General features: G+C 73.9%; 20 protein-coding genes. 14 read left to right on the forward strand and 6 right to left on the reverse strand.

Annotation, left to right across the window (positions count from 1 at the left end):
• The 8 genes from nuoI (at position 1) to LPU61_RS25935 (ending at position 8,957) form a co-directional block, all read left to right on the forward strand.
• Complete coding sequence (gene nuoI / locus LPU61_RS25900) at positions 1 to 642, forward strand: NADH-quinone oxidoreductase subunit NuoI (RefSeq protein WP_043961432.1); 642 nt, start codon at positions 1 to 3, stop codon at positions 640 to 642.
• Complete coding sequence (locus tag LPU61_RS25905; RefSeq protein ID WP_043961434.1) at positions 639 to 1,409, forward strand: NADH-quinone oxidoreductase subunit J; 771 nt, start codon at positions 639 to 641, stop codon at positions 1,407 to 1,409. Before nuoI ends, LPU61_RS25905 begins: the two co-directional genes overlap by 4 nt.
• Positions 1,406 to 1,705, forward strand: coding sequence for an NADH-quinone oxidoreductase subunit NuoK (gene nuoK, locus LPU61_RS25910; protein ID WP_007074133.1), 300 nt, complete (start codon positions 1,406 to 1,408; stop codon positions 1,703 to 1,705). The genes LPU61_RS25905 and nuoK overlap by 4 nt, the downstream gene beginning before the upstream one ends.
• A 26-nt stretch (positions 1,706 to 1,731) precedes the next feature.
• Complete coding sequence (nuoL, locus tag LPU61_RS25915; RefSeq protein WP_229406617.1) at positions 1,732 to 3,675, forward strand: NADH-quinone oxidoreductase subunit L; 1,944 nt, start codon at positions 1,732 to 1,734, stop codon at positions 3,673 to 3,675.
• A gap of 64 nt (positions 3,676 to 3,739) precedes the next feature.
• Positions 3,740 to 5,275 carry an NADH-quinone oxidoreductase subunit M gene (locus LPU61_RS25920; RefSeq protein ID WP_043961437.1) on the forward strand — a complete coding sequence of 512 codons (1,536 nt, stop codon included), beginning with the start codon at positions 3,740 to 3,742 and terminating at the stop codon, positions 5,273 to 5,275.
• On the forward strand, positions 5,272 to 6,825 hold the full coding sequence (gene nuoN / locus LPU61_RS25925; RefSeq protein ID WP_043961439.1) for an NADH-quinone oxidoreductase subunit NuoN: 1,554 nt from the start codon (positions 5,272 to 5,274) through the stop codon (positions 6,823 to 6,825). The genes LPU61_RS25920 and nuoN overlap by 4 nt, the downstream gene beginning before the upstream one ends.
• 90 nt (positions 6,826 to 6,915) lie before the next feature.
• A complete protein-coding gene (locus LPU61_RS25930) occupies positions 6,916 to 7,998 on the forward strand; it encodes a polyprenyl synthetase family protein (RefSeq protein ID WP_043961440.1) in 1,083 nt (360 codons plus the stop codon).
• Positions 7,999 to 8,174: 176 nt separating this feature from the next.
• Positions 8,175 to 8,957: an IclR family transcriptional regulator gene (locus tag LPU61_RS25935; RefSeq protein ID WP_043961441.1), complete on the forward strand. Its 783-nt coding sequence runs from the start codon at positions 8,175 to 8,177 to the stop codon at positions 8,955 to 8,957.
• Positions 8,958 to 9,077: 120 nt separating this feature from the next.
• Here the strand turns inward: LPU61_RS25935 and LPU61_RS25940 are convergent, their stop codons facing one another.
• The gene (locus tag LPU61_RS25940; RefSeq protein ID WP_229406445.1) at positions 9,078 to 11,204 is read right to left on the reverse strand and encodes a PhoX family phosphatase; all 2,127 of its coding nucleotides are present in this window, start codon (positions 11,202 to 11,204) and stop codon (positions 9,078 to 9,080) included.
• 151 nt (positions 11,205 to 11,355) lie between these two features.
• Here LPU61_RS25940 and LPU61_RS25945 point away from each other — a divergent pair, with 151 nt between their 5' ends.
• On the forward strand, positions 11,356 to 11,973 hold the full coding sequence (locus LPU61_RS25945) for a sigma-70 family RNA polymerase sigma factor (RefSeq protein WP_255700226.1): 618 nt from the start codon (positions 11,356 to 11,358) through the stop codon (positions 11,971 to 11,973).
• Positions 11,970 to 12,668 carry an anti-sigma factor gene (locus tag LPU61_RS25950; protein ID WP_043961443.1) on the forward strand — a complete coding sequence of 233 codons (699 nt, stop codon included), beginning with the start codon at positions 11,970 to 11,972 and terminating at the stop codon, positions 12,666 to 12,668. Before LPU61_RS25945 ends, LPU61_RS25950 begins: the two co-directional genes overlap by 4 nt.
• A 375-nt stretch (positions 12,669 to 13,043) precedes the next feature.
• On the opposite strand, the gene rarD is transcribed toward LPU61_RS25950, so the two are convergent.
• From rarD to eccE, 4 genes are all read right to left on the reverse strand, one after another.
• Positions 13,044 to 13,994: an EamA family transporter RarD gene (rarD, locus tag LPU61_RS25955; RefSeq protein ID WP_229406446.1), complete on the reverse strand. Its 951-nt coding sequence runs from the start codon at positions 13,992 to 13,994 to the stop codon at positions 13,044 to 13,046.
• The gene (locus LPU61_RS25960; protein WP_229406447.1) at positions 13,991 to 14,431 is read right to left on the reverse strand and encodes a GNAT family N-acetyltransferase; all 441 of its coding nucleotides are present in this window, start codon (positions 14,429 to 14,431) and stop codon (positions 13,991 to 13,993) included. The genes rarD and LPU61_RS25960 overlap by 4 nt, the downstream gene beginning before the upstream one ends.
• Positions 14,432 to 14,513: 82 nt before the next feature.
• Positions 14,514 to 14,900 carry a phage holin family protein gene (locus tag LPU61_RS25965; RefSeq protein ID WP_043961446.1) on the reverse strand — a complete coding sequence of 129 codons (387 nt, stop codon included), beginning with the start codon at positions 14,898 to 14,900 and terminating at the stop codon, positions 14,514 to 14,516.
• A gap of 46 nt (positions 14,901 to 14,946) precedes the next feature.
• The gene (gene eccE, locus LPU61_RS25970) at positions 14,947 to 16,779 is read right to left on the reverse strand and encodes a type VII secretion protein EccE (RefSeq protein ID WP_229406448.1); all 1,833 of its coding nucleotides are present in this window, start codon (positions 16,777 to 16,779) and stop codon (positions 14,947 to 14,949) included.
• Positions 16,780 to 17,061: 282 nt separating this feature from the next.
• Between eccE and LPU61_RS25975 the strand changes: the two genes are divergently transcribed.
• Together LPU61_RS25975 and LPU61_RS25980 are read left to right on the forward strand one after the other, a co-directional pair.
• Complete coding sequence (locus LPU61_RS25975) at positions 17,062 to 17,379, forward strand: WXG100 family type VII secretion target (RefSeq protein WP_043963744.1); 318 nt, start codon at positions 17,062 to 17,064, stop codon at positions 17,377 to 17,379.
• A 25-nt stretch (positions 17,380 to 17,404) separates the two neighbouring features.
• On the forward strand, positions 17,405 to 17,698 hold the full coding sequence (locus LPU61_RS25980) for a WXG100 family type VII secretion target (protein WP_043961448.1): 294 nt from the start codon (positions 17,405 to 17,407) through the stop codon (positions 17,696 to 17,698).
• A gap of 76 nt (positions 17,699 to 17,774) precedes the next feature.
• On the opposite strand, the gene mycP is transcribed toward LPU61_RS25980, so the two are convergent.
• The gene (mycP, locus tag LPU61_RS25985; protein ID WP_229406449.1) at positions 17,775 to 18,992 is read right to left on the reverse strand and encodes a type VII secretion-associated serine protease mycosin; all 1,218 of its coding nucleotides are present in this window, start codon (positions 18,990 to 18,992) and stop codon (positions 17,775 to 17,777) included.
• Between the two features lie 150 nt (positions 18,993 to 19,142).
• Here mycP and LPU61_RS25990 point away from each other — a divergent pair, with 150 nt between their 5' ends.
• Positions 19,143 to 22,382: an SseB family protein gene (locus LPU61_RS25990; protein ID WP_229406450.1), complete on the forward strand. Its 3,240-nt coding sequence runs from the start codon at positions 19,143 to 19,145 to the stop codon at positions 22,380 to 22,382.
• Positions 22,379 to 22,744 carry a hypothetical protein gene (locus tag LPU61_RS25995; protein ID WP_043961450.1) on the forward strand — a complete coding sequence of 122 codons (366 nt, stop codon included), beginning with the start codon at positions 22,379 to 22,381 and terminating at the stop codon, positions 22,742 to 22,744. Before LPU61_RS25990 ends, LPU61_RS25995 begins: the two co-directional genes overlap by 4 nt.
• The last annotated feature ends 11 nt before the right edge of the window (positions 22,745 to 22,755 follow it).

Consider the following 22,755-nt stretch of genomic DNA (forward strand, 5'->3'; position numbering starts at 1 on the left):
GTGGGCGCGATCACCGGAACGTTCAAGGGCTTCGGGGTCACCTTCTCGCACATGTTCAGGAAGGTCGTCACGACCGACTACCCGTTCAAGCCGCCGGTCTCGGCGCCGCGCTACCACGGGCGGCACATCCTCAACCGGCACCCGGACGGCCTGGAGAAGTGCATCGGCTGCGAGCTGTGCGCCTGGGCCTGCCCGGCCGACGCGATCTACGTCGAGGGCGGGGACAACACCGAGGAGAATCGGCTGTCCCCGGGTGAGCGGCACGCGTCGGTCTACCAGATCAACTACGCCCGCTGCATCTTCTGTGGGCTCTGCATCGAGGCCTGCCCGACCCGGTCGCTCACCATGAGCAACGAGTACGAGCTGGCCCGGGACAACCGGCAGGACCTGATCTTCACGAAGGAGCAGCTGCTCGCGCCGCTGCTGCCGGGCATGGAGCAGCCGCCGCACCCGATGCGGCTCGGCGACAGCGAGAAGGACTACTACGTCGGCGCGCTGAGCAACCCGGGCACGTCGGCCGGGGCCGAGCACGCGGCGAACAGCCCGGGTCGCTACCAGGTCGAGGAGCACCCCGGGGTGACCTTCCCCGGCGCCGAGCAGCAGGCCCAGCGGGCGGCGGCGGGCAAGGGGGACGAGGCATGACCACGCAGACGGTGCTCGCCGCGGCGGGCGGGGTCTCCGGCGGCGAGGAGGTCACCTTCTGGATCCTCGCCCCGCTGGCGCTGCTCGGCGCGATCGGCATGATCGCGGCCCGCAACGCCGTGCACTCGGCGCTCTGGCTGGTGCTGACGATGCTCTGCCTGGGCGTCTTCTACGTCCTGCAGGCCGGGCCGTTCATCGGCATGGTGCAGATCATCGTCTACACCGGCGCGATCATGATGCTCTTCCTGTTCGTGCTGATGCTGGTCGGCCGGGACTCCTCGGACTCGCTGATCGAGACCCTGCGCGGCCAGCGGGTCGCCGCCGTGGTGCTCGGCCTCGGCTTCGCCGGCCTGGTCGGCGGCGGCCTCTACCGGGGCCTCGGCGGCGTCTCGGCCGTCGGCTTGGAGCAGGCCAACGCCGAGGGCAACGTGCAGGGCATCGCCCGGCTGCTGTTCACCAAGTACGTCTTCGCCTTCGAGCTGACCTCGGCGCTGCTGATCACCGCGGCGGTCGGCGCGATGGTGCTGGCGCACATCGAGCGGCGTCGGGAGGACAAGATGGACCAGATCGCCACCATGAAGGCCCGCTTCGCCCCGGGCAACTACCCCGGCCCGAAGCCCGGCCCGGGTGTCTTCGCCACCTCGTCCTCGGTGGCCACGCCGGCCCGCCTGCCCGACGGCCGGCTGACCGAGCGCAGCATCCCGGAGATCATGCCGGCCCGGGAGATGACCGCCGAGGAGACCACGCTGAAGGGGACGGACCGGTGACCCCGGACTACTATCTCGTGCTCGCCGCGGTGCTGTTCACCATCGGTGCGGTGGGGGTGCTCGTCCGCCGGAACGCGATCGTGCTGTTCATGTGCGTCGAGCTGATGCTGAACGCGGCCAACCTGACCCTGGTCACCTTCAGCCGGATCAACGGTGACCTGAACGGCCAGATCATGTCGTTCTTCGTGATGGTGGTGGCCGCGGCGGAGGTCGTGGTCGGCCTCGCGATCATCATGTCCATCTTCCGGACCCGGCGCTCGGCCAGCGTCGACGACGCCAACCTGCTGAAGTACTAAGGGGCCCTGCGGTGGGAACGATTCTGATGAACGCCCCGGCTGAGCCGGCAGGTGAAGTCGCCTACGCTGCGGCGAGCGGCCTGCTGGGCAGCTTCTGGCTGCTGGTGGCGATTCCGCTGGCCAGCGCGGCGGTCCTGCTGCTGCTGGGGCGGCGGGCCGACCGGTGGGGGCACTGGCTCGGGGTGGCCGCGATCGGGGCCGCCTTCGTGCTCGGCCTGACCTACTTCTTCCAGCTCCGTGGCCTGGAGAACAAGTCGGCGGAGCTGAGCCTGTGGGACTTCATCGCCGTCGGTGACCTGCACGTGGACTTCGGCCTGCTGTTCGACCCGCTGGCCGCGGTCTTCGTCCTGCTGATCACCGGGGTGGGTTTCCTGATCCACCTGTACGCGGTCGAGTACATGGCGCACGACGAGGGTCGGCGGCGGTTCTTCGCCTACTTCAACCTCTTCGTCGCCGCGATGCTCCTGCTGGTGCTCGGCAACAACTACGTGATGCTCTACTTCGGCTGGGAGGGCGTCGGTCTGGCGTCGTACCTGCTGATCTCCTTCTGGTACGGCCGGCCGAGCGCGGCCACCGCCGGCAAGAAGGCGTTCCTGATGAACCGGGTCGGCGACGCCGGCCTGGCCATCGGCATCTTCATCATGTTCGCCACCCTCGGCACCACCCAGTACGACGAGGTGTTCAACGGGGTCGGCTCGCTGACCGGCACCACGGTGCTGGTGCTCGGCCTGCTGCTGCTGCTCGGCGCGGCCGGCAAGTCCGGCCAGTTCCCGCTGCAGGCGTGGCTGCCGGACGCGATGGAGGGCCCGACCCCGGTGTCGGCGCTCATCCACGCCGCCACCATGGTCACCGCCGGCGTCTACCTGATCGCCCGGTCCAACCCGGTCTTCTCGGCCAACTCGACGCTCCAGCTCGTGGTGGTCAGCGTCGGCGCGCTGACCCTGCTGCTCGGCTGCATCATCGGCGCGGCCAAGGACGACATCAAGCGGGTGCTGGCCTGGTCGACGGTCAGCCAGATCGGCTACATGTTCCTCGGCGTCGGCCTCGGCGGCGGGGCGTACGCCCTGGCGATCATCCACCTGCTGGCGCACGGCTTCTTCAAGGCCAACATGTTCCTCGGCGCCGGCTCGGTCATGCACGGCATGAACGACCAGGTGGACATCCGCCGCTTCGGCGGGCTGTCGAAGTACATGAAGGTCACCTGGATCACGTTCATGATGGGCTGGCTGGCCATCATCGGCCTGCCGCCGCTGTCCGGCTACTTCTCCAAGGAGCCGATCATCGTCGCCGCCTTCACGCGGGACGACTGGACGGCGTGGCTGTTCGGCGGGGCGGCGCTGCTCGGCGCGGGGCTCACCGCGTTCTACATGACCCGGCTGTTCGTCCTCACCTTCCACGGCCCGAAGCGGTGGACCGAGGACATCGAGCACCCGCACGAGTCGCCGAAGCTGATGACGATCCCGCTGATCCTGCTGGCGATCGGCTCGGTGGTCGCCGGTGGCCTGATGGTGTGGAACGACGGCCTGGCCTCCTGGCTGACGCCGGTGCTCGGCGAGGCCGGCGAGGAGCACCACGCCGTGCTGTCGCACACGGTGATCACGATCCTGTCGCTGGTCGTCACGATCGCCGGGGCCGGGCTCGCCTGGTCGCTGTTCCGCAACGGCACGGCCACCGAGCCGCAGCCGGCGGGTGTGCTGGTCACCGCCGCCCGGCGCAACCTCTACACCGACGCCTTCAACGAGGCGGTCTTCGAGAAGCCGGGGATCTTCCTCACCCGGGCGCTGGTCTTCCTCGACAACCGGGGCATCGACGGGCTGGTCAACGGCCTCGCCGCCGCCGTGGGCGGGGGCTCCGGCCGACTCCGGCGGCTGCAGACCGGCTTCGTCCGGTCGTACGCGACGTCCATCCTGACCGGCGCGCTGCTGGTGGTGGCGGCGTTCCTGGCCGTGCAGGCGGGGTGGCTGGCGTGATCGACCTCTCTACGGCCGCCCCCGCCGGCGGACCACGCAGTGACGACGGAGGTAAGGCCGCATAATGTCCAACTTCCCGTTCCTCTCGGTGCTGACCGTGGCGCCGCTGGTCGGCGCGCTGGTCGTGGCCGTCCTGCCGCGCCGCCGGCCGGAGCTGGCCAAGCAGGTGGCCTTCGGGTGGTCGCTGCTGGTGCTCGCGCTGTCCGTGGTCATGTGGCTGGCGTTCAAGACCGGCGGTGAGCGGCTCCAGTTCCGCGAGTCGTACACCTGGATCCCGCAGTGGGACGCCCGGTTCACCTTCGCCGCCGACGGCATCGCCCTGGTGATGCTGATGCTGATCGCGGTGCTGGTGCCGCTGGTGATCCTCGCGTCCTGGCACGACGCCGAGTCGTCGAAGCGCTCGATCCCGGTCTACTTCGCCCTGCTGCTCGTCCTCGAATCCACGATGATCGGCGTCTTCGCCGCCGCCGACGTCTTCCTGTTCTACGTGTTCTTCGAGGTCATGCTGGTGCCGATGTACTTCCTGATCGGCAGCTACGGCGGCCACCAGCGGCAGTACGCGGCCGTGAAGTTCTTCCTCTATTCGCTGGTCGGCGGCCTGTTCATGCTGGCCGCCGTGATCGGCCTGTGGGTCGTCGGCGGGAAGACCTTCGACTGGCAGGCGCTCACCCAGATCGACATCTCCACCGGGACCGAGCGCTGGCTGTTCCTCGGCTTCTTCCTCGCCTTCGCGATCAAGGCGCCGTTCTTCCCGTTCCACACCTGGCTGCCGGACGCCGGTGGGGCCGCCCCCGCCGGGGCCGCCGCGCTGCTCGTCGGCGTGCTGGACAAGGTCGGCACGTTCGGGATCCTGCGCTACTGCCTGCCGCTGTTCCCGGAGGCGTCGAAGTGGTTCGCCCCGTACGCGCTCGCGCTCGGGGTGATCGGCATCATCTACGCCGCGCTGCTGGCGGTCGGCCAGAACGACCTGAAGCGGCTGGTGTCGTACACCTCGATCGCGCACTTCGGGTTCATCGGGGTCGGCATCTTCGCCTTCACCACGCAGGCCGGCACGGGCGCGGTGCTCTACATGCTCAACCACGGCCTCGCCACCGGCCTGCTCTTCCTGGTGGTGGGCATGCTGGTGGCCCGGCGCGGCTCGGCCCTGATCAGTGACTTCGGCGGCGCGGGCAAGCTGGTGCCGCTGCTGGCCGGGGTGCTCTTCTTCGCCGGCCTCGCCTCGCTGGCCCTGCCCGGCACCGCGCCGTTCGTCTCCGAGTTCCTGGTGCTGATCGGCACCTTCACGGTGAACAAGCCGGTCGCGGTGATCGCCACGCTTGGCATCATCCTGGCCGCCGCGTACGTGCTGTGGATGGTTCAGCGGACGACCCAGGGCACCCTCAACCCGGCCCTGACCGAGGTCGAGCCGATGCGCCGCGACCTCAACCTGCGCGAGAAGGTCGTGGTCGCGCCGCTGATCGCGCTGATCGTGCTGCTCGGCTTCTATCCCAAGCCGGTCACCGATGTCATCAACCCCGCCGTCCGGGCCACCATGGAGGACGTCGGCAGGACCGATCCGGCCCCTGAGGTCGGCGGTGTCGTGCAGGAGGCCGCGAAGTGACCGAGCTCAAGTTGCCGTCGATCGACTACGCGGCGCTCGCTCCGATCCTGATCATGCTGGGCGCCGCCCTGCTGGGCGTGCTGGTCGAGGCGTTCGTGCCCCGCAAGCACCGCCACCTCGTGCAGCTCTCGCTGGGGCTGCTCGCGGTGCTCGCCGCGCTGGTGATGGTGATCTTCAACGCCGACGACCGGCTGATCACCGCCGGCGGCGCGCTCGCCGTGGACGGGCCGACCCTGTTCCTGCAGGGCGCGATCCTGGTCCTCGCCGCGATGTCGCTGCTGCTCATCGGCGAGCGTTCGGTGGAGCGGGGCGGGGCGTTCGTCGCCCAGGCCGCCGTCACCGCCGAGTCGGTGGAGGACCGGCGGCAGGCCGAGGGCAGCAACGGGGCGACGGAGGTCTACCCGCTGGCCAGCTTCGCCATCGGCGGCATGCTGATCTTCGTGGCGGCGAACGACCTGCTGACCATGTTCATCGCCCTGGAGGTCTTCTCCCTGCCGCTCTACCTGCTCTGCGCGCTGGCCCGTCGCCGGCGGCTGCTGAGCCAGGAGGCGGCGATGAAGTACTTCCTGCTCGGCGCGTACGCCTCGGCGTTCTTCCTGTTCGGCGTGGCCCTGGTGTACGGCTTCACCTCCGGCATCCCGGGCCGCCCGGCCGGCGTCGACTTCGCCACCATCCACGCGGCGGTCGGCGAGTCCCCGGCGAGCCAGGTGCTGCTCTTCGCCGGCATGGCGCTGCTCTCCATCGGCCTGCTGTTCAAGGCCGCCGCCGCACCGTTCCACGTGTGGACCCCCGACGTCTACCAGGGCGCCCCGACGCCGGTCACCGGCTTCATGGCGGCCTGCACGAAGGTCGCCGCGTTCGGCGCCCTGCTGCGGGTCTTCCACGTGGCGTTCGCCGGGGCGGCGTGGGACTTCACCCCGGTCCTCGGCGCGGTGGCGGTGCTCACCATGCTGGTCGGCGCGGTGCTGGCGGTCACCCAGACCGACATCAAGCGGCTGCTGGCCTACTCGTCGATCGCCAACGCGGGCTACCTGCTGGTCGGGGTGCTCGCGCCGAGCCGGGACGGGCTCGCCGGCACGATGTTCTACCTCGCCGCGTACGGCTTCTCGGTGCTGGCCGCGTTCGCGGTGGTGACCCTGGTCCGCGACGCCGACGGGGAGGCCACCCACCTGTCCCGCTGGGCGGGGCTGGGGAAGCGCTCGCCGTTCTTCGCGGCGGTCTTCACCTTCATCCTGCTGGCCTTCGCCGGCATCCCGCTCACCAGCGGGTTCATGAGCAAGTTCGCCGTCTTCGCCCCGGCCCTCGACGCCGACCAGGCGTGGCTGGTGGTGGCCGGCGTGCTGACCAGCATGGTGCTCGCGTTCCCGTACCTGCGGGTCGTGGTCATGATGTGGCTGTCCGAGCCCGGGGAGTCCACCCCGACGGTGACGGTGCCGGGCGGCCTGACCTCGGCGGCGCTCATGATCGGCGTGCTGGCCACGCTGGTGCTGGGCGTCGTTCCGGGCCCGCTGCTCGACCTCGCCAACGGCGCCGCCGAATTCGTGCGATGACCGACGTTTCCCCGCGACGGGGCCGGCACGCGACAGCGTGCCGGCCCCGTCGCCGCATCCCCGCCCCGGAGCAGGTCGAACGGGTGTGGCATGGTGGATAGCGTGGTGAATCCGGCTGGCGAGCGTTCAGGTGCCACCGGCTCCGCTCGGCGGGGTCGGGAGAGCATGGGTCAGTTCGGCGCGCTCGGCCTGCACCTAGCCGATGCCCGCGTCGAGGCGTCCGTGTTGGGCCTGCTGGAGTCCGTCGAGGCGGAGCTGCGGGCCACCGTGACGAGCGCCGACCCGCTGGTGACCGAGGCCGCCCGGCACCTCGTGGACGCCGGCGGGAAGCGGTTCCGCCCGCTGCTGGTCGCGCTGGGCGCCCAGTTCGGCGATCCGGCCGACCCCCGGGTCGTCTCCGCCGCCGTGGTGATGGAGCTCACCCACCTGGCGACGCTCTACCACGACGACGTCATGGACGAGGCCGCCGTGCGGCGGGGCGCCCCGAGCGCCAACTCCCGCTGGACGAACTCGGTGGCGATCCTGGTCGGCGACTACCTCTTCGCCCGCGCCGCGGACCTCTCGGCCGATCTGGGCCCGGAGGCGGTGCGGCTGCAGGCGCGCACGTTCGCCCGCCTGGTGCACGGCCAGATCGCCGAGACGGTCGGCCCCCGGGACGGGCAGGACCCGGTGGCCCACTACCTCGGCGTGATCGCCGAGAAGACCGGCTCGCTGATCGCCACCTCGGCCCGCTTCGGCGGCCTGTTCTCCGGGGCGTCCGCCGCGCACACCGAGGCCCTGGCGGGGTACGGCGAGACGATCGGCGTCGCCTTCCAACTCTCCGACGACCTGCTCGACATCGCCAGCGAGTCGGTGCAGTCGGGCAAGACCCCCGGCACCGACCTGCGCGAGGGCGTGCCGACCCTGCCGGTGCTCTACGCGCTCGCCTCCGACGACTCCGACGCCGCCTCGGTGCGGCTGCGGGAGATCCTGGCCACGGGCCCGCTCGTCGACGACGCCCTGCACGCCGAGGCCCTCGGCCTGCTCCGCGAGTCCCCGGCGCTCAAGCGCGCCCGGGAGACCGTCCGCAGCTACGCCGAGGAGGCCCGGGAGCAGCTCGCGCTGCTGCCGGAGACGTCGTCCCGCCGTGCGCTGGAGTCCCTCTGCGACTACATCGCCGACCGCACCGGCTGACCCTTCCCGGGTCCCGGTGCGGGTTCCGCGAACCCTTCGCGAGTCCGACTCGGACAACTCACCGTGTCGCTCGACGCACTGACCGTTTAGGATGATCTGGCAGCGTCGACCCGAACAGGCATTTCGCCGGACGCCTGGATTTCATATGGTGTAAGTCCCCGGCGGCGGAGGTGGTTGTGCGCGACCCCTTGGCGGAACCTTCGGACCTCATCCGGAGTGTCTCCCGCGCGCTACGCGTGCTCGAATCGGTCGGTCGCGCCCCGAAGGGGCTGACCGTCAAGCAGATCGCGCGGCGCTGCGAGCTGACCGTGGCCACCACCTACCACCTGGTCCGCACGCTGGCCTACGAGGGCTACGTGATCCGCCGGGAGGACGGCACGTACATCGTGGGGCTGGAGATCGCCGACCGCTACCGCGAGCTGGTCACCGCGTTCCGCGGGCCCGCGGCGGTCGGGGAGTGCCTGCGCCGCGCCGCCCTGGACACCGGCTACAGCCACTACCTGGGGCGCTTCGTCGGCGGCCAGGTCGCCGTGACCGCCGTGGCCGAGGGGCACCGCTCCCCGCACCTGGAGGACCTGGTCCCCGGGTTCGACGAGGGCGCGCACGCGACCGCGCTCGGCAAGGCGCTGCTGGCCACCCTCACCGCCGAGCAGCGCTTCCGCTACCTGCGGGAATACGGCATGCGCCCGTTCACCAACGCCACCCTCACCACCCCCGAGGCGTTCGAGGCGGACGTGGCGGCCGGCGACCGCCGGGGCATGCAGCTGGAGCTGGGGCAGTTCCGTCAGGGCGTCGCGTGCGCCGCCGTGCTGGTCATCCCCGACAAGGACATGGAACGGCGGATGGTGCTGGCCTGCTCGCTGCCGGCCAGCGAGATGATGACCTCCGCCCGGGTGGTGCGGGCCAAGCTGCTCACCGCCGCCCGCGCCATCGCCGACGCCGTCGCCGCCGAGGGCTGAGCCGGCCCCGCCGAGAACTGAGCCGTCGTCGTCGAGGACCGACGCCGTCGCCGTCGAGAGCCGAAACGGGACGGGCCCCCTCCCTGGTGGGGAGGGGGCCCGCCGCGATGCCCAGCGGGGTCAGCTGCCGATCGGGCCGCCGTCCAGCCGCCAGGTGACCACCACGCCGGGCTTGGCGTAGTCGCCGTCGGGCCACGTCGACGCCGGGTTCTCCACGGTCGCCCCGGTGATCTCACCCGGGTGCTGCACCGCCACGAACACCGAGCGGTTGTCGCCGGTGATGAACGGGCCGCAGGTCTCCGCGCCCAGCGGCACCGTGAGGAACTGCTTGAGGTGCCCCCGCTCCGGCCCCTCCACGGCGGTGGCGAACAGGCCGTCGTTGCTGCCCAGCGCGTTGCCGTCGGTCGAGATCCAGAGGTTGCCGGTGGCGTCGAAGGCGACGTTGTCCGGGCAGGAGATCGGGGAGACCTTCGCCTTGTCGTACCCGGCGAAGTGGGTCGACGGGTCGGTCGGGTCGCCGCAGACGATCGGCAGCGACCAGGCGAACGTCTCGGCGGCGTTGTTGTTGCCGTCCTCGACAAGCTCCAGGATCTGACCGTGCTTGTTGAGGTTGCGCGGGTTGGCCTCGTCGGCCGGGGCCTTGCCCGCCTTGCCGCGGTCGGTGTTGTTGGTCAGCGCCACGTACACCTTGCCGGTCAGCAGGCTCGGCTCGACGTCCTCCGGGCGGTCCATCTTGGTCGCGCCGACCTTGTCGCCGGCCAGCCGGGTGAAGGTGAGCACGTCCGCGGCGGTCATCCCGTCGACGTACGAGCGGTTGCCGCTGACCAGCTTGATCCAGCGGCCCCGGCCGTTGAACGCCCCGTCGGCGGGGAGCTTGCCGGAGCCGTCGATCTCGGCCGCCGAGTTGCCTTCGAGCTGCGCCACGTACAGGGTGCCCGACTCCAGCAGGGTCAGGTTGTGCTTGCGGGCCACCCACGAGTCGCCGGCCATGAACTTCTTGTCGGAGACGAACTTGTAGAGGTAGTCGAACCGCTCGTCGTCGCCCATGTAGGCCACCACGTGGCCGCTGCGGGCGACGATGACGTTCGCGCCCTCGTGCTTGAACCGGCCGAGCGCCGTGTGCTTGCGCGGCCGGCTCTCCGGGTCGAACGGGTCGATCTCGACGACCCAGCCGAAGCGGTGCGCCTCGTACGGGTTCTTCGCCAGGTCGAAGCGCTCGTCGGCGCGGTCCCACTTGCGGTTGCCGCTCGGGTACCGCTCGGTGGTGTTGATGCCGTAGCGGGCCAGCTTCGGCTTCAGCTCCTCCGGCGCGGCGTCCCCGCCGACGAAGTACTGGTTGAAGTTCTCCTCGCCGGAGAGCACCGTGCCCCACGGCGTGACGCCGCCCGCGCAGTTGTTCAGCGTGCCGACCACCGTCCGGCCCTTCGGGTCGGCGGCGGTACGCAGCCACGCCGAGCCGGCGGCCGGGCCGGTCAGCTCGAACTTCGTGGCCAGTGCGGTGACCCGCCGGTTGTACGGCCGCCGGCCGCTTTCGACCGGCCGCCACTGCCCGGTGCCGTCGACCCGCTCCAGCTCGACCACGGACATGCCGTGCGCCGCCATGGCGACCTTCACCTGCTCGACGGTGAGCGCGTCGAGGCTGGTGAAGCAGGGGAACATCAGGTCCTCGTTGGTGTACTCGTGGTTGACCACGAGCAGCGCCCGGCGGCCCCGCTTGTCCAGCGGCAGCACGCCGACGAAGTCGTTGTTGTAGCCGAACTGCTTGGCCTGCTTCGCGGCGGTCTGCGCGTGCACGTCGAACTCGGGCGCGCCCGGCACCACCGGGTCGCCCCAGCGGATCACGACACTGTGGTCGTACCCGTTGGGCACGACCAGGGTGTCGAGCTTGTTCGGCGGGATCGGCCGGAAGGTCAGCGCCCCGCTGCCCACCCCGCCGGCCGGGCGGCCGAACCCGGCGGCCTCCGGCACGACCGGGTCGGCCGGCGCGGCGGACGCGGCGCCGGCGCCGGCCAGCGCCCCGGCGGCCGCGCCGCCGAAGCCCAGGACGAGCGCACCGACCGCGCCGGCCCGGACCACGCCGCGCCGGGACACCTCGGCGTCCACGATGTCGCCGAGGTACGGGTTGTCGGACGTGTTGGGCACCGGGTGGTCACAGGCGTTGCCGCACCGGTAGAGACAGGTCATGGCGTCACGGCTGCCGTGGCGGGTGGCGCCCAGCAGGGGGAGCAGCCGGGGTCGGTCGCTCATCGGGAGGTGCCTCCAAGGAAGTCGGTGCACGCCGGGGTCAGCCCTCCGACGTGCGTACCCGGCGGACGCTAGGAGGGCGCGGTGAGCGCGGGTCGGCCCGAACATGAACCGGATGTGAACACCTGCGCCTGACCTCCCCGTCGACCTGCGGATGAACCGATCGGCGGCACCGTACGTACTGTCCGGCGAACGCACCGCTGGACGCGTTCGACAGCGGGAGCCGCTGGACTCCGGCGACAGCGAGGAGGTCGTCATCAGCGACCACGACGCCCAACTGCTGCGCGCGCTGCACGACGAGCATGCCGACGCGCTCTACGCGCACGCCCTGCGGCTGGTCAACGGCGACCGGACCCGGGCCGAGGACCTGGTGCAGGAGACGCTGCTGCGGGCCTGGCGGCACCCGGAGTCGCTCGACCCGACGCGCGGGTCGGTGCGGGCGTGGCTGTTCACCACGGCCCGCAACCTGGCCATCGACGCGTGGCGGCGGCGCTCGACCCGGGTCGGCGAGATCTACACCGACGAGTTGCCCGAACCCCCGGAGACGATCGACGAGGCGGAGCGCGCGGTGGAGGCGTGGACGGTCGCCGAGGCGTTGAACCGGCTCAGCCCGACCCACCGCGAGGTGCTGATCGAGTGCTTCTACCAGGGGCGTTCGGTGTCCGAGGCGGCGGTCCGGCTGGGCGTGCCGCCGGGGACGGTCAAGTCCCGTACCCACTACGCGCTGCGCTCACTGCGGTTGGCGCTGGCCGAGATGGGGGTGACGGGATGACCCGCTGCGAGTTCGCGCACGACGACGGCGCGTACGTGCTGGGCGCGCTCGCCCCCGCCGACCGGGCCGCCTACGAGCGGCACCTCGGCGGCTGCGCCTCCTGCCGGGACGCGGTGGCCGAGATCGCCGTGCTCCCCGGGCTGCTCGGCCGGCTGGACCCGGCCGGGCTGGAGCAGTTCCTGGAGCCGCCCGCCGAGATCTCCCGGGTGCCCGCGCTGCTCGACGCCGCCCGTCGCCGCCGACGCCGCGAGCGGTCGGCCGCCCGCCGCCGGTACGCCCTGACCGCGCTGGCCGCCGCCGTCCTGGCGGTGCTCGCCGGGCTCGGCGCGGCCACCCTCCGGCCGCCCGTCGAGGTCACGCCGACGCCCACCCCGCAGATCGCGCTGGCGTCCATGCGGCCGATCGCCGGCACGGTGCCGGTGCGCGCCGAGGTGGCGCTGACCGGCACGCCGTGGGGCACCGAGGTCACCATGCGCTGCGGGTACGACCGGCGGGCCGGGCACCGCGAGGCGTACACCTTCCGGCTGATGGCGCACGGCCCGGACGGCGCGACGGAGCAGATCGGCTCCTGGCTGGCCGCCCCCGGCGACGAGCTGAGCCTGACCGCCACCACCCACTTCACCGACGGCGAACTGGTCCGCCTGGAACTCCTGCGCGCCGACGGCACCCCGGTCCTCGCCTACGACGTCCGCTGAGCCCCGTCGGGGCTCCGCCGGGGGACTGCGCCCCCGCGCGGGGCGGTGATCGTGCGCGTTGCTCGCCTCGGCGATGTTGCGGCGCGTAGTTGCCCTACCCGACCGGGCCACCCCTGGATGCACTCCTTTGCTCTGCACCCGAATACGCAACGGTCACGCGGCGCAACCGGCCGGCGGGGTCGCCGCGAGCGGCGTGATCCTCATGTTCCCAGCTCGCGGGTGGTGCTGCGTGGATGGGTGCAGAGCAAAGGGGGCGTGAGGTCCGTGGCGAGGTCGAGCGGTGGTGACTGACGGTAAGCCCGGTGGGGCGCCGCGATCGGCACCGCATCCCATCACGGAAAGCGACGGAAAGCGACGGGGTGCGGCGGCGGGCGCTCAGGGGGCCGTCCTCCCCTGCCCCACCGGCGACGGCGCGAGCGGCCGGGCGGCACCGGGGCGGCGGGCGCGGCGTGAGCGGCGGGAATGGCGCAGGGCGTCGGCGGTGAAGGTCAGCAGGGCCAGCCAGACCAGGGCGAAGCCGGCGAGCCGGGCCGGGGGCATCGGCTCGTGGAAGATCAGCACCCCGCAGCCGAGCTGGAGGATCGGGGCGAGGTACTGGAGCATGCCCAGCGCCGTCAGCGACAGCCGGTTCGCGGCACCGGCGAAGAGCAGCAGCGGGGTCGCGGTGGCCGCGCCGGCCAGCACCAGCAGCGCCGTGTGCCCGGCCGAGACGTGACCGAAGGCCAGGCCACCGGCGGCGGCGAGCCAGCCGAGATAGCCGAGGGCGGGCAGGGCGAGCACCGCCGACTCCACGAACAGCCCCTCCGCCGCAGGCAGCCCGAGGCGCTTCTTGACCAGCCCGTACGCGGCGAAGCTGACGGCCAGGACGAGCGCGAGCCAGGGCAGGTGGCCGTAGTCGACGGTGAGCACGGCCACCGCCGCCGTGCCGATGCCCAGCGCCAGCCACTGCCCGGGGCGCAGGCGTTCCCGCAGCACGGTCACCCCGAGCAGCACCGACACCAGCGGGGTGATGAAGTAGCCGAGGGCCGTCTCCACCACCCGCGCCGAGTTCACGCCGTAGATGTAGGTGCCCCAGTTGACCGCGATGAGCGCGGCGGCCACGGCGATGCCGGCCAGCGCCCGGGGCCGGCGGGCCAGCCGGCGCAGGAAGCCCACGTTGCGCAGCGCGGCGAGCAGCAGCGCGACGAAGAGCACCGACCAGACGATCCGGTGCGCCAGGATCTCCAGCGGGCCGGCCGGCTTGAGCGCCCTGAGGTAGAGCGGGAAGAACCCCCAGAGCAGGTACGCGCCGATGCCGTAGAGGTAGCCGAGGCGGAGCGGGCTCACGCCTGCCCTCGCCCGTCGTACTCCATCCAGCGCCCCGGGTCGACGGGGGTGAAGCCGATCTTCGCGTAGACCCCGTGCGCGTCGGAGGTGGCCAGCACGATCCGGCGTACGCCGAGCGTGGCCAGGTGGTCGCGGACCCCACCGGCCAGCCAGGTGCCCAGCCCGCGCCCCCGGGCCGCCCGGTCCACGTAGACGTCGCAGAGCCAGGCGAACGTCGCGCCGTCGGTCACCACCCGGGCCACCGCCACCTGCCGACCGTCACCGGGGCGGTAGACCCCGTAGGGCAGCGAGCCGGCGAACGCCCGCCCGACGGTCTCCCGGTCCCGCCCCAGCGCCCAGTACGCGTCGGTGGAGAGCCAGTGGTGCACGAGGTCGAGGTCGAGCCGGGCGGGGTCGGTGCTGAGCTGGTGGCCGTCATCGCGGGTCAGGGTGAACACCCTGCGACGCTAGCGTGCCCGCTCGGCCCCGCGCGCCGTGAATCCGCCCACCCCGCTCCGGCCGGGACCGCCCCCGCTCGCCTCAGTCGCGGTCGAGGACCGCGCCCAGCAGCCAGGTCACGACACCGACGAACAGGGCGCCGAGCACCGCCTCCGGCCAGAAGCCGTCCACGTGGAACGGCAGCCCGGCCTCGCCCGCGATCCAACTCGTCAGCAGGAACAGCAGGCCGTTGACGACCAGGGCGATCAGGCCCAGCGTCAGCAGGTAGAAGCCGCAGCCCACGGTCTTGACGATCGGCTGGAGCACGGCGTTGACGACCCCGAAGATGACCGCGACGAGCAGCAGCGTGACGATCGCCTCGGTGGCCGAACCCGTGTCGAGCGTGATGCCCGGAATGAGCAGAGTGGCCAGCCAGAAGGCCACCGCCGTGCTGCCCAGCCGAATCAGAAGACCCTTCAGGAAACCCATGGCCACGGATCGTGCCACGGTCCCGCCACCGGCGGAACCCGCCGCGTCAACCCCGACCGGGGCGGCCGATCAGTTGCGACTCGATGGGGGTCGGCGACAGCAGCGCCCAGCGCAGCGCCCGGCGGTTCACCACCGCCACCATGTCCTCCCGGATGCGGGTCAGCCACTCGGCCGAGCCGCCGAGGCCGAGCGCGGCACCGGCCAACGCGGCCTCGGCGGGACGCAGCGGTTGCAGCACGACCAGGTCGGCCCGGCCCAGCTGGTCGACGTCGGACGTGGTCAGGCCGTCCCGGACCACCAGCGTGGAGCGCCAGGCCGACCCGGGATCGGCGTCGGCGGGCAGCGGGCCCGCGTCCACCACGAGCAGCATCGGACGCAGCGCCGAACCGGCCGCCGCGCCCACCGCGCGGCCCGGCGGCAGCACCGGGATCGGCCCGTCGGGCGTGGCGACGCCCCGGACGAAGGGCTCCCACGCCCGGGGCCGGGTCGTCTGGACCACCACCCGGGCACCCAGCGCCAGCGCCCGCAGGGCCAGCAGTTGCGCGACGGGTACCCCGCCGACCAGCATCAACCGGGTGCCCTCCGGCCGGAACAGCCGGATCGTCACCGCCGCCCCGCGCCGGTTCGCGCCGACCATCAGCCCCGCGTCGCCGACCGGCAGTTCCAGCTCGTCGAGGGCCGCCGGGTCGACCGCCGCGCCCGGAACGGCGAGGGCGAGGGGCAGCGTGCCCGCCAACGCGGGGAGCTGCTGGCCGTCGAGCCGGTCGACCTCCGCGCCCGCGCCGTCGGCCAGCCGCCGCAACGCCTGCGTCGCCGCCGCCAGCTCGGCCGGGGTCCAGGCGGCCAGGCGTACGGTCAGCTCGGCCGGCACGGTCACGCCGCCGGCACCGGCGCGCGGCCCCACGCACAGCGAGACCGTGGTCGCGGCGGCCGGCAGGGTGAGCAGCCGGGGCACCAGCCGCCGCCCTGCGTCGGTGGCCGGGTCCGGCCCGCGCCGCACCCGGAGGGTGGTCTGGCACAGCGCCCCCGTCCGCACGGCCGGCCAGGTCTCCACCATCGGCCCGCCGCCGTCGTGGTGGGCCAGCTCGGCGAGTACGCGGGGCGCGGCGTGCTCGCCGAGCGGACGGGCGGTCACCGGCCCCAGCCGGCGCACGATCCGCCGGACCACCCCGGACAGGGCGGCCCGCAGGTCCTCGTCGGTCCACCCGTCCACCCGCAGCACCCGCACCGCCAGCAGCACCGAGTCGCGCCCGGCCAGCAGCCCGTCGGTGAGCTGCCGGTACGACGTCGCCACCGTGCTCCCCCCGACCGCGACGGCGGGTGCCGGAGAGCCGCTGATCAGGAGCTGGAGCCGGACCGGGGGCAGCTCCGGGGAGACCGGCGGCAGCAGCATCGACGGCGGGGGCAGCGCGCGGGGCCCGTCGCCGAGCAGGTCACCCGGGTCACCGACCTCCAGCACGGCGGTCAGGCCCTCGGCGTCGTCGACCACGGCGGCCGGGCCGCCGGCCAGCTCCGCCGCGCGGACCACCGCACCGGGGTCGAGCAGCCCCAGCAGCGCCCCCGGGCCGGTGGTCGCCGCCAGGGCCCGCCGGCGGGACAGGTAGCCGGCGGCGACGCCGAGCCAGGAGAACAGCCAGCGCCCCCGCACCCGCACCCAGGCGCCGGCCAGCAGCGGCGCGGCCACCGCGACGGCGGCCACGGTCACGACCGCGCCCCGGCCGACCCCGGCGGCGACCAGCGCCACCGCCGCCTGCGTGGCGACCACCTGACCGACCCGCACCCCGGCCGGGCCCCGCCGGGTGGTGGCCGGGATCCACTGTGGGGGCAGCGGCTGCCGGTGCGCCGGCTGGACCGGGGCCGTGGTCGTGCTGGCCGTCACCGCGCCTCCTCAACGCCCGCCCGGAACGCCGCCGTGGCCCGGGGCGTGACCGCGGGCGGTTCCGCAGCGTCATCGTATGGTTCCACCCCGAGATCACGGGAGCCGAGGTTGTCCACAGGGGAGCGGGGCGGGGTAGCAGAACCGCCACCGGGCCGCTACCGTCAGCGACGAGTTGGCTGACCCCGTCCCGACCCGGCGCGCCGCCGGGACAGGCGAGCGGCGCGTCCGCCGCGGGCGCGTCCGACGGCCAGCCACGATCGAGGAGACGAGGTGACGTCCGGGGTGTCCCAGACCCAGGCAGAAGCCGCGGTGATGCAGCAGACCGCCGCGAAGTTCGAGCAGGTTGACCAGTCCCTGCAGGCCATGCTGACCGGCCTGCTGGCCGAGCTGGAGGTGTTGCAGCAGGCCTGGCGGGGTGCCGGCGGGCGCTCGTTCGAGCAGGTGAAGCGGCAGTGGTCGCAGGACCAGGCGGCGTTGCAGCGGGCCCTGCGGGAGACCGCCACCGCCATCCGCACCGCCGGCCAGCAGTACGACGTGTCCGACAACGAAGCCGCCAGCCGGGTCGCCGGCACCAACCGCGGCATCCAGCTGCCGCTGTAGCACCTCCCGGAAAGGGGATCATCCGATGGACCATGGGGTTCTGGTCGTCAACTTCGCCGCGCTGCAGCAGGCGGGCGCCGACATCCAGCGGGCGTTGAACACGCTGGACAGCCAGCTCGGCCAGCTCGAACGCGACGCCGCCCCGCTGGTGGCGAGCTGGGACGGCGAGGCCCGCCAGGCGTACGAGCAGCGGCAGGCCCGGTGGCGCTCCGCCTCGCAGGACCTCCAGGCGATGCTGCGCGACATCAAGCTCGCGGTCGACGACTCCGCGCACGACTACCTCGACACCGAGAAGCGGAACGTCAACCTGTTCCAGTGAGCGCGGCGGCCCGCTCCGGTGAGCGGCGGCGACGGCGGCGTTCGGCGGCAACGCCGGGCGCCGCCACCGCAGCCGGTCAGGCCGCCGGCCGCCAGCGGCGGCGACCGCCCCGGGGCAGCACCACCGCCAGCAGCACCGCGGTCGCCACGGCCGCCCCGGCGACGGCCGCGACGACCACCGCCCGGTCCCGGGCCGCCGCCCGCCGGGTCTGACGGGCGCCCAGCGCCGGGTCGACCTCGCCCGCCGGCAGGGCCACGGCCCGGCGAGCCGGCCCCTGCGGGCCCGCCCACGTCTCGGTGACCGCCCGGTACGGGTTGAGCACCCCCGCGCCGTACCCGCCGCCGGTGTCGTTGCCGGGTGCCGGGTCGACCGTGGCGAGGATCTGCCGCGTCACCTGCTCAGCCGTCAACTCCGGCCGGTACTGCCGGACGAGGGCGGCGGTGGCCGCCACGAACGGGGCGGCGTAGCTGGTGCCCTCGGCCCGGCGGTGACCCTGCCCCGGGGCGGCCATCAGCACCTCGCCGCCCGGGGCGACCAGGTCGACGTACGGGCCGGTCTGCGAGAAGTCGGCCCGCCGGCCGTCGGCGCCGATCGCACCCACCCCCAGCACCCCGTCGTACGCCGCCGGGTACGGTCGCGGGTCGCCGCTGTCGTGCAGGTTGCCGGCGGCGGCCACCACGACCACGTCCCGCGCGACGGCGTAGCCGACCGCCGCCCGGACGGCCGGGTTGTCGGTGTAGAGCACGACGGAGAGGTTCACCACGTCGGCCCCGTGGTCGACCGCCCAGCGGATCGCCCGGGCGAAGTCGGCGGCGCTGACCGTGCGCCCCGACTCGCGCCCCTCGACCACCTGCTGCTCGCTGACGCGTACGGGCAGGATGCGGGCGCCCGGCGCGAGGCCCTGGAACGCGACGCCGGCGCGGGGCTCGGCCGCGATGATGCTCGCCACACCGGTGCCGTGCCCGGCGCAGTCGCCGCTGCCGTCGCCGCCCGGGTCGAGGAAGTCGGCCCCGGCGGTGACTCGCCCGGCCAGTTGCGGGTGCCGGCGGTCCACGCCCGAGTCGATCACCCCGACGGTGACGCCGGCCCCGCTGGCCAGCGCGGCGAGCCGCTGCGGGGCGTACCGTTGCTGCGGCCACGGGGTGGCCGCGACCGGACGTGCCGGGGCCGGCGGGGTGGCGCAGCCGGGGGCCGCGCGATGCGCGCCGGCCGCCTGCGCCGGGGCGACGGGGAGGGCGGCCAACAGGGCCGCGGCCGCTGCGGCGAGGGCCGGACGCGCGGTGGGCCGGGGCATCACGCCTCCGTATCGTGTCGGCTTCGAAACCGGATGTTATCCGCATCCGGATTGTCCGGCGGGGCGTCCCCGGCCAGCCATTGTGATCTTGTTACCACCTTGTAGGTTGTACGCGATGGCTATGGCCTGATGGCGGGAGGAGAGGTGGCCGTGACCGACTGGGAGCCGGCTACCGAGGCCGAAGCGGCGATGCGGGACGCCCTCCGCGCCAACGACCAGGAGCTCTACTTCCGGATCCTGGCCCGCACCGACCTGCTGCTGCCGGTCTCCGCGGAGGCCCTGGCCGGGCAGGTCCCGATGGGGTGGGGCACCTGGACCACCGGTGGCCGGACGCACGTGCTGGCCTTCACGTCGCCCGCCGCGCTGCGGGCCTGCCTCGGCGGCAACCCCGCGCCCACCCGGCGCAGCGCGTACGCCGACCTCGCCGCCGAATGGCCCAACCACGAGTGGTGGCTGGCGGTCAACCCGGGGCTGCCCATCGAGGGCTACCTGCCCGCCTGGTTCGTCTCCCAGCTCTCCAGGGGCGACGTGCGGCTGCCGGGCCGCACCCTCGGTGCCCGCGCCCGCCTCGACCGCGTCGAGTCCGCCGCGAAGGCCCGGGCCACCGCGGTGGTCCCCGGCCGGGACGCGCCGGTGTCGCCCGCGCCCGGCGCGGCGGCCGCGGGCCCGCTGCCGGGCACACCGACCACCGGGCCGGCCGACGTCGCCGGCACGCCCACCACCCGGCTCACCGTGTCGCCGACGGCCCCGCCCCGTCCACAGGGGGCCGACCTGCCCCCGGCACCGCCGCGCCCGGACGGGCCGGGGGGCGGCCGGCCCCGCGACGCCGGCCCCGTTCCCGCCTCCGCCGCCGGCACGCCCGGCGGCGAGCCTGCGCCGGGCGGCTCGGCGTGGTTGAACGTCCCCCGGCGGCGGCCGCCCGTGGAGGTCCCGCCGGGCGAGGCGACGCCGAGCGGCAACCCCCCACCCGCCGCTGCGCCGGGGCCACCCCCACAACCCAGCTCCTTCTTCGAACCAGCGTCCGGCCGCAGCCGCGCGGCCCGGGCGCTCGGCGAACCCCGCCGTCCCGCGGAGCGGCCCGCGCCGCAGTCCCGGGGATTCGGCGGCGGTGGCCAGCCGTTCCCCCGGCGGCGTCCCGCGTCGGACCCGCTCGCCGAGCAACCGACCCAGCCCTTCCGTCCGGCCCCGGCTCCCGCCCCGGAGCCGCCGACGGTGCCGATCTCCCGGGGCGGGGCGGCACCGGCGGCGGCCCCGGCAGACGCGCCTGGCTCCGCTGCGGCCCACGACGAGCCGACCCGTCTCCTGCGTCCCGGTGGCGCCGTGCCGCCCGGGGTGCCGCCCCGGCCGTCGCCGGCGGAGGAGCCGACCAGGGCCTTCCGGGCCGTGCCGCCCGGCGACGAGCCGACCCGTCCCTTCGCGGCGGCGGCCGGCGGCGCGGCGGCCGGACTCTTCGGCCCGGCGGGTGGCGCGGGCGCGGACGAGCCGACCCGCCCCTTCGGCACGACCGGTGCCGGGGTGGCGGAAAACCTGCCGCGTCGTGGCCCCGTGCCGGCGGCCGAGCCGGCGTTCGTGCGCCCCCGCCCCGGTGCGGCCGACGAGGAGCCGACCCGGCCCCTGCGGGAGCGTCCCGGCCCCGCTCCGGTCGAGGAAGTGGTCGAGGAGGTGACCGCCTCGATCGCCGAGCCGGTCTCCGCGCCGCCCGCGCCCCGCCAGTCCTTCTCGCCGATCGTCATCGAGGGCACGATCATCGAGGCGCGCGACCTGCCCGCCGCGGAGCCGGACCCGGTCGCCCCGCCGGACGCGACGGTCTCTCTCGACGCGACGGTCTCGCTGGCCACCACGACTTCGCCGGACCTGACCGTTCCGCTGGGCACCACGACTTCGCCGGACGCGACCGTTCCGCTGGGCACCACTGCGTCGCCGGACGCGACCGTCGCGTTGGGCGTGACGGTCCCGCCGGAGCCGACCGTTGCGCTGGGCACGACGGTGCCGGCCGAGCCGGTGCCCGACCCGGTCGGGGTCGACCCGTCCGTCGCCGGGCCTGCGGACGGAGTGACCGCGCCCATCACCCTGGCCGGCTCCGCAGCCACCGCCCCGCCCGTCGGCACCGCCGACGCGGAGGCGACGGTGTCCCTGTTCACCCCGTCGAGGCGGCCCACGCCGGACCCGTCGGCCGGGTCCCTCTTCCAGCCGGGCACCCCCACCGATCCGATCCCGGCCGCGCCTGACCTGCCGACGTCGACCGGCGTGTCCGACGGTCCCGCTGCGGCCGACGGGCCCGCACCCACCGACGGGCCCCCGCCGGCCGACAGCGCCGCACCGGCCGGCGGGGCCACGGCACCGAGCGGAGTCGTCGCCGATCCGGAGCAGGTGCCTGAGCAGGATCCGGGCCCGGAGCCCGTCGCGTCGCCCGCCCCCGAGTTCCAGCCGGCGAACGAGGTCGAGGAGGACCTGCTCGCCGCCGCCGGCACCGGCAGCACCGACACCTTCCTCTCCACCCTGCTGCTGGCCCGGGTGCTGCTCCCCGTGGCGCCGGACTCGGCCGACGGCAGCCGACCCGGCGAGCCGGGTTTCGTCTGGCGGACCGAGCGGCTGGACGGCGAACGCTACGTCGTGGTCTACACCTCCCCGGAGCGGCTGGCCGACCACGCCGACGGTCCGGTGGAGACCGTGTCGGTCAAGTTCGCCCAGCTCATCCGCCGCTGGCCCGACGACGCCTGGTCGTTCGCGGTGAACCCGAACACGCCGGTGGGCGCGAAGCTGCCCGGGGAGCAGATCGTCGCGCTGGCGAACTGGGCCGCCGACGTGGGGCTCGGCGACGACGTCGAGAGCGAGCCGGAGCCGCAGCCGGCGGCCGAGGCGTCGGCCGGCGCGTCCCGGCAGGCGCCGCCGCCGGTCGACCCGAACCGGCCGGTGGTGATGCAGAAGGCCGTCGCCCCGAGCCAGCTCTCCTACTACCTGGAGCGCGGCTACGACCGGGTCTCCGGCTTCGTGCACCGGGCCAGCGAGCTGGCCCACCTGAACACCCCGGCCAAGCTGCACGACGCGCTCGGCCTGAGCCACCCGGGCTCGCCGTTCTCGCGGGACGCGGAGGAGATCTACGTCCTGCGTTGGCCCGCCCACCGGCCGAGCCTCTACCGCATCCCGTACGGCGGCCAGAACGAGGGCGCCATGCGGGCCATGGAGGGGTGGGTCATCGAGCGTCCGCCGTTCCGGGGCAACGGCTTCGCACCGGGAGACAGCAGCGACGTGGTGGCCGAGTTCAAGGTGGACAGCGCCCGGCTGCCGCACGGCGCGCAGCTGTGGCGGATCGGGGCGGACGGCACCGAACGGGTGGTCGCGACCCTGGACACGGACGCGCTGCTGTGGCGTCGGGCCGGTGAGGACTGATGCGCGACGGCTACGTGGCCCGCTGGCGGGGCCGGGAATACCAGGCCAGCCCCGACGGCGACGACGTGCGGCTCTACCAGCCCGAGCCCGGCGAGGGGTTCGAGGAGATCCGCCCCGGCCGCTACGTCCGGGTGCTGCCCGCGTCCGAGGTGGAGGAGCTGGCGTACGTGCGGACCACCTGCACGTGGCAGGGCCAGCCGTTCATCGTCCTCGCCGAGCACGACGGCTGGCTGCGGGTCGAGTACACGGGTGGCCGGTGGCCGGTGGCGCAGGCGATGGGGCTGGAGGTCTTCGACTTCGGGGTCTATCAGGGCTGGGCCCCGGCCGGCGCGGTCGCCGACCTGCGCGAGCAGCGGCTCTGACCCGACCGGCG

The organism is Micromonospora sp. NBRC 110038 (assembly GCF_020884815.1).
Lineage (GTDB): Bacteria > Actinomycetota > Actinomycetes > Mycobacteriales > Micromonosporaceae > Micromonospora > Micromonospora haikouensis.

Bases quoted from the DNA above. Each gene is read 5' to 3' on its own strand.
- LPU61_RS25905 (WP_043961434.1), top strand. From the start codon at position 639: ATGACCACGCAGACGGTGCTCGCCGCGGCGGGCGGGGTCTCCGGCGGC.
- nuoL (WP_229406617.1), top strand. From the start codon at position 1,732: ATGAACGCCCCGGCTGAGCCGGCAGGTGAAGTCGCCTACGCTGCGGCG.
- LPU61_RS25920 (WP_043961437.1), top strand. From the start codon at position 3,740: ATGTCCAACTTCCCGTTCCTCTCGGTGCTGACCGTGGCGCCGCTGGTC.
- LPU61_RS25930 (WP_043961440.1), top strand. From the start codon at position 6,916: ATGGTGGATAGCGTGGTGAATCCGGCTGGCGAGCGTTCAGGTGCCACC.
- LPU61_RS25940 (WP_229406445.1), bottom strand. From the start codon at position 11,204: ATGAGCGACCGACCCCGGCTGCTCCCCCTGCTGGGCGCCACCCGCCAC.
- LPU61_RS25945 (WP_255700226.1), top strand. From the start codon at position 11,356: ATGAACCGATCGGCGGCACCGTACGTACTGTCCGGCGAACGCACCGCT.
- LPU61_RS25950 (WP_043961443.1), top strand. From the start codon at position 11,970: ATGACCCGCTGCGAGTTCGCGCACGACGACGGCGCGTACGTGCTGGGC.
- LPU61_RS25965 (WP_043961446.1), bottom strand. From the start codon at position 14,900: ATGGGTTTCCTGAAGGGTCTTCTGATTCGGCTGGGCAGCACGGCGGTG.
- LPU61_RS25980 (WP_043961448.1), top strand. From the start codon at position 17,405: ATGGACCATGGGGTTCTGGTCGTCAACTTCGCCGCGCTGCAGCAGGCG.
- mycP (WP_229406449.1), bottom strand. From the start codon at position 18,992: ATGCCCCGGCCCACCGCGCGTCCGGCCCTCGCCGCAGCGGCCGCGGCC.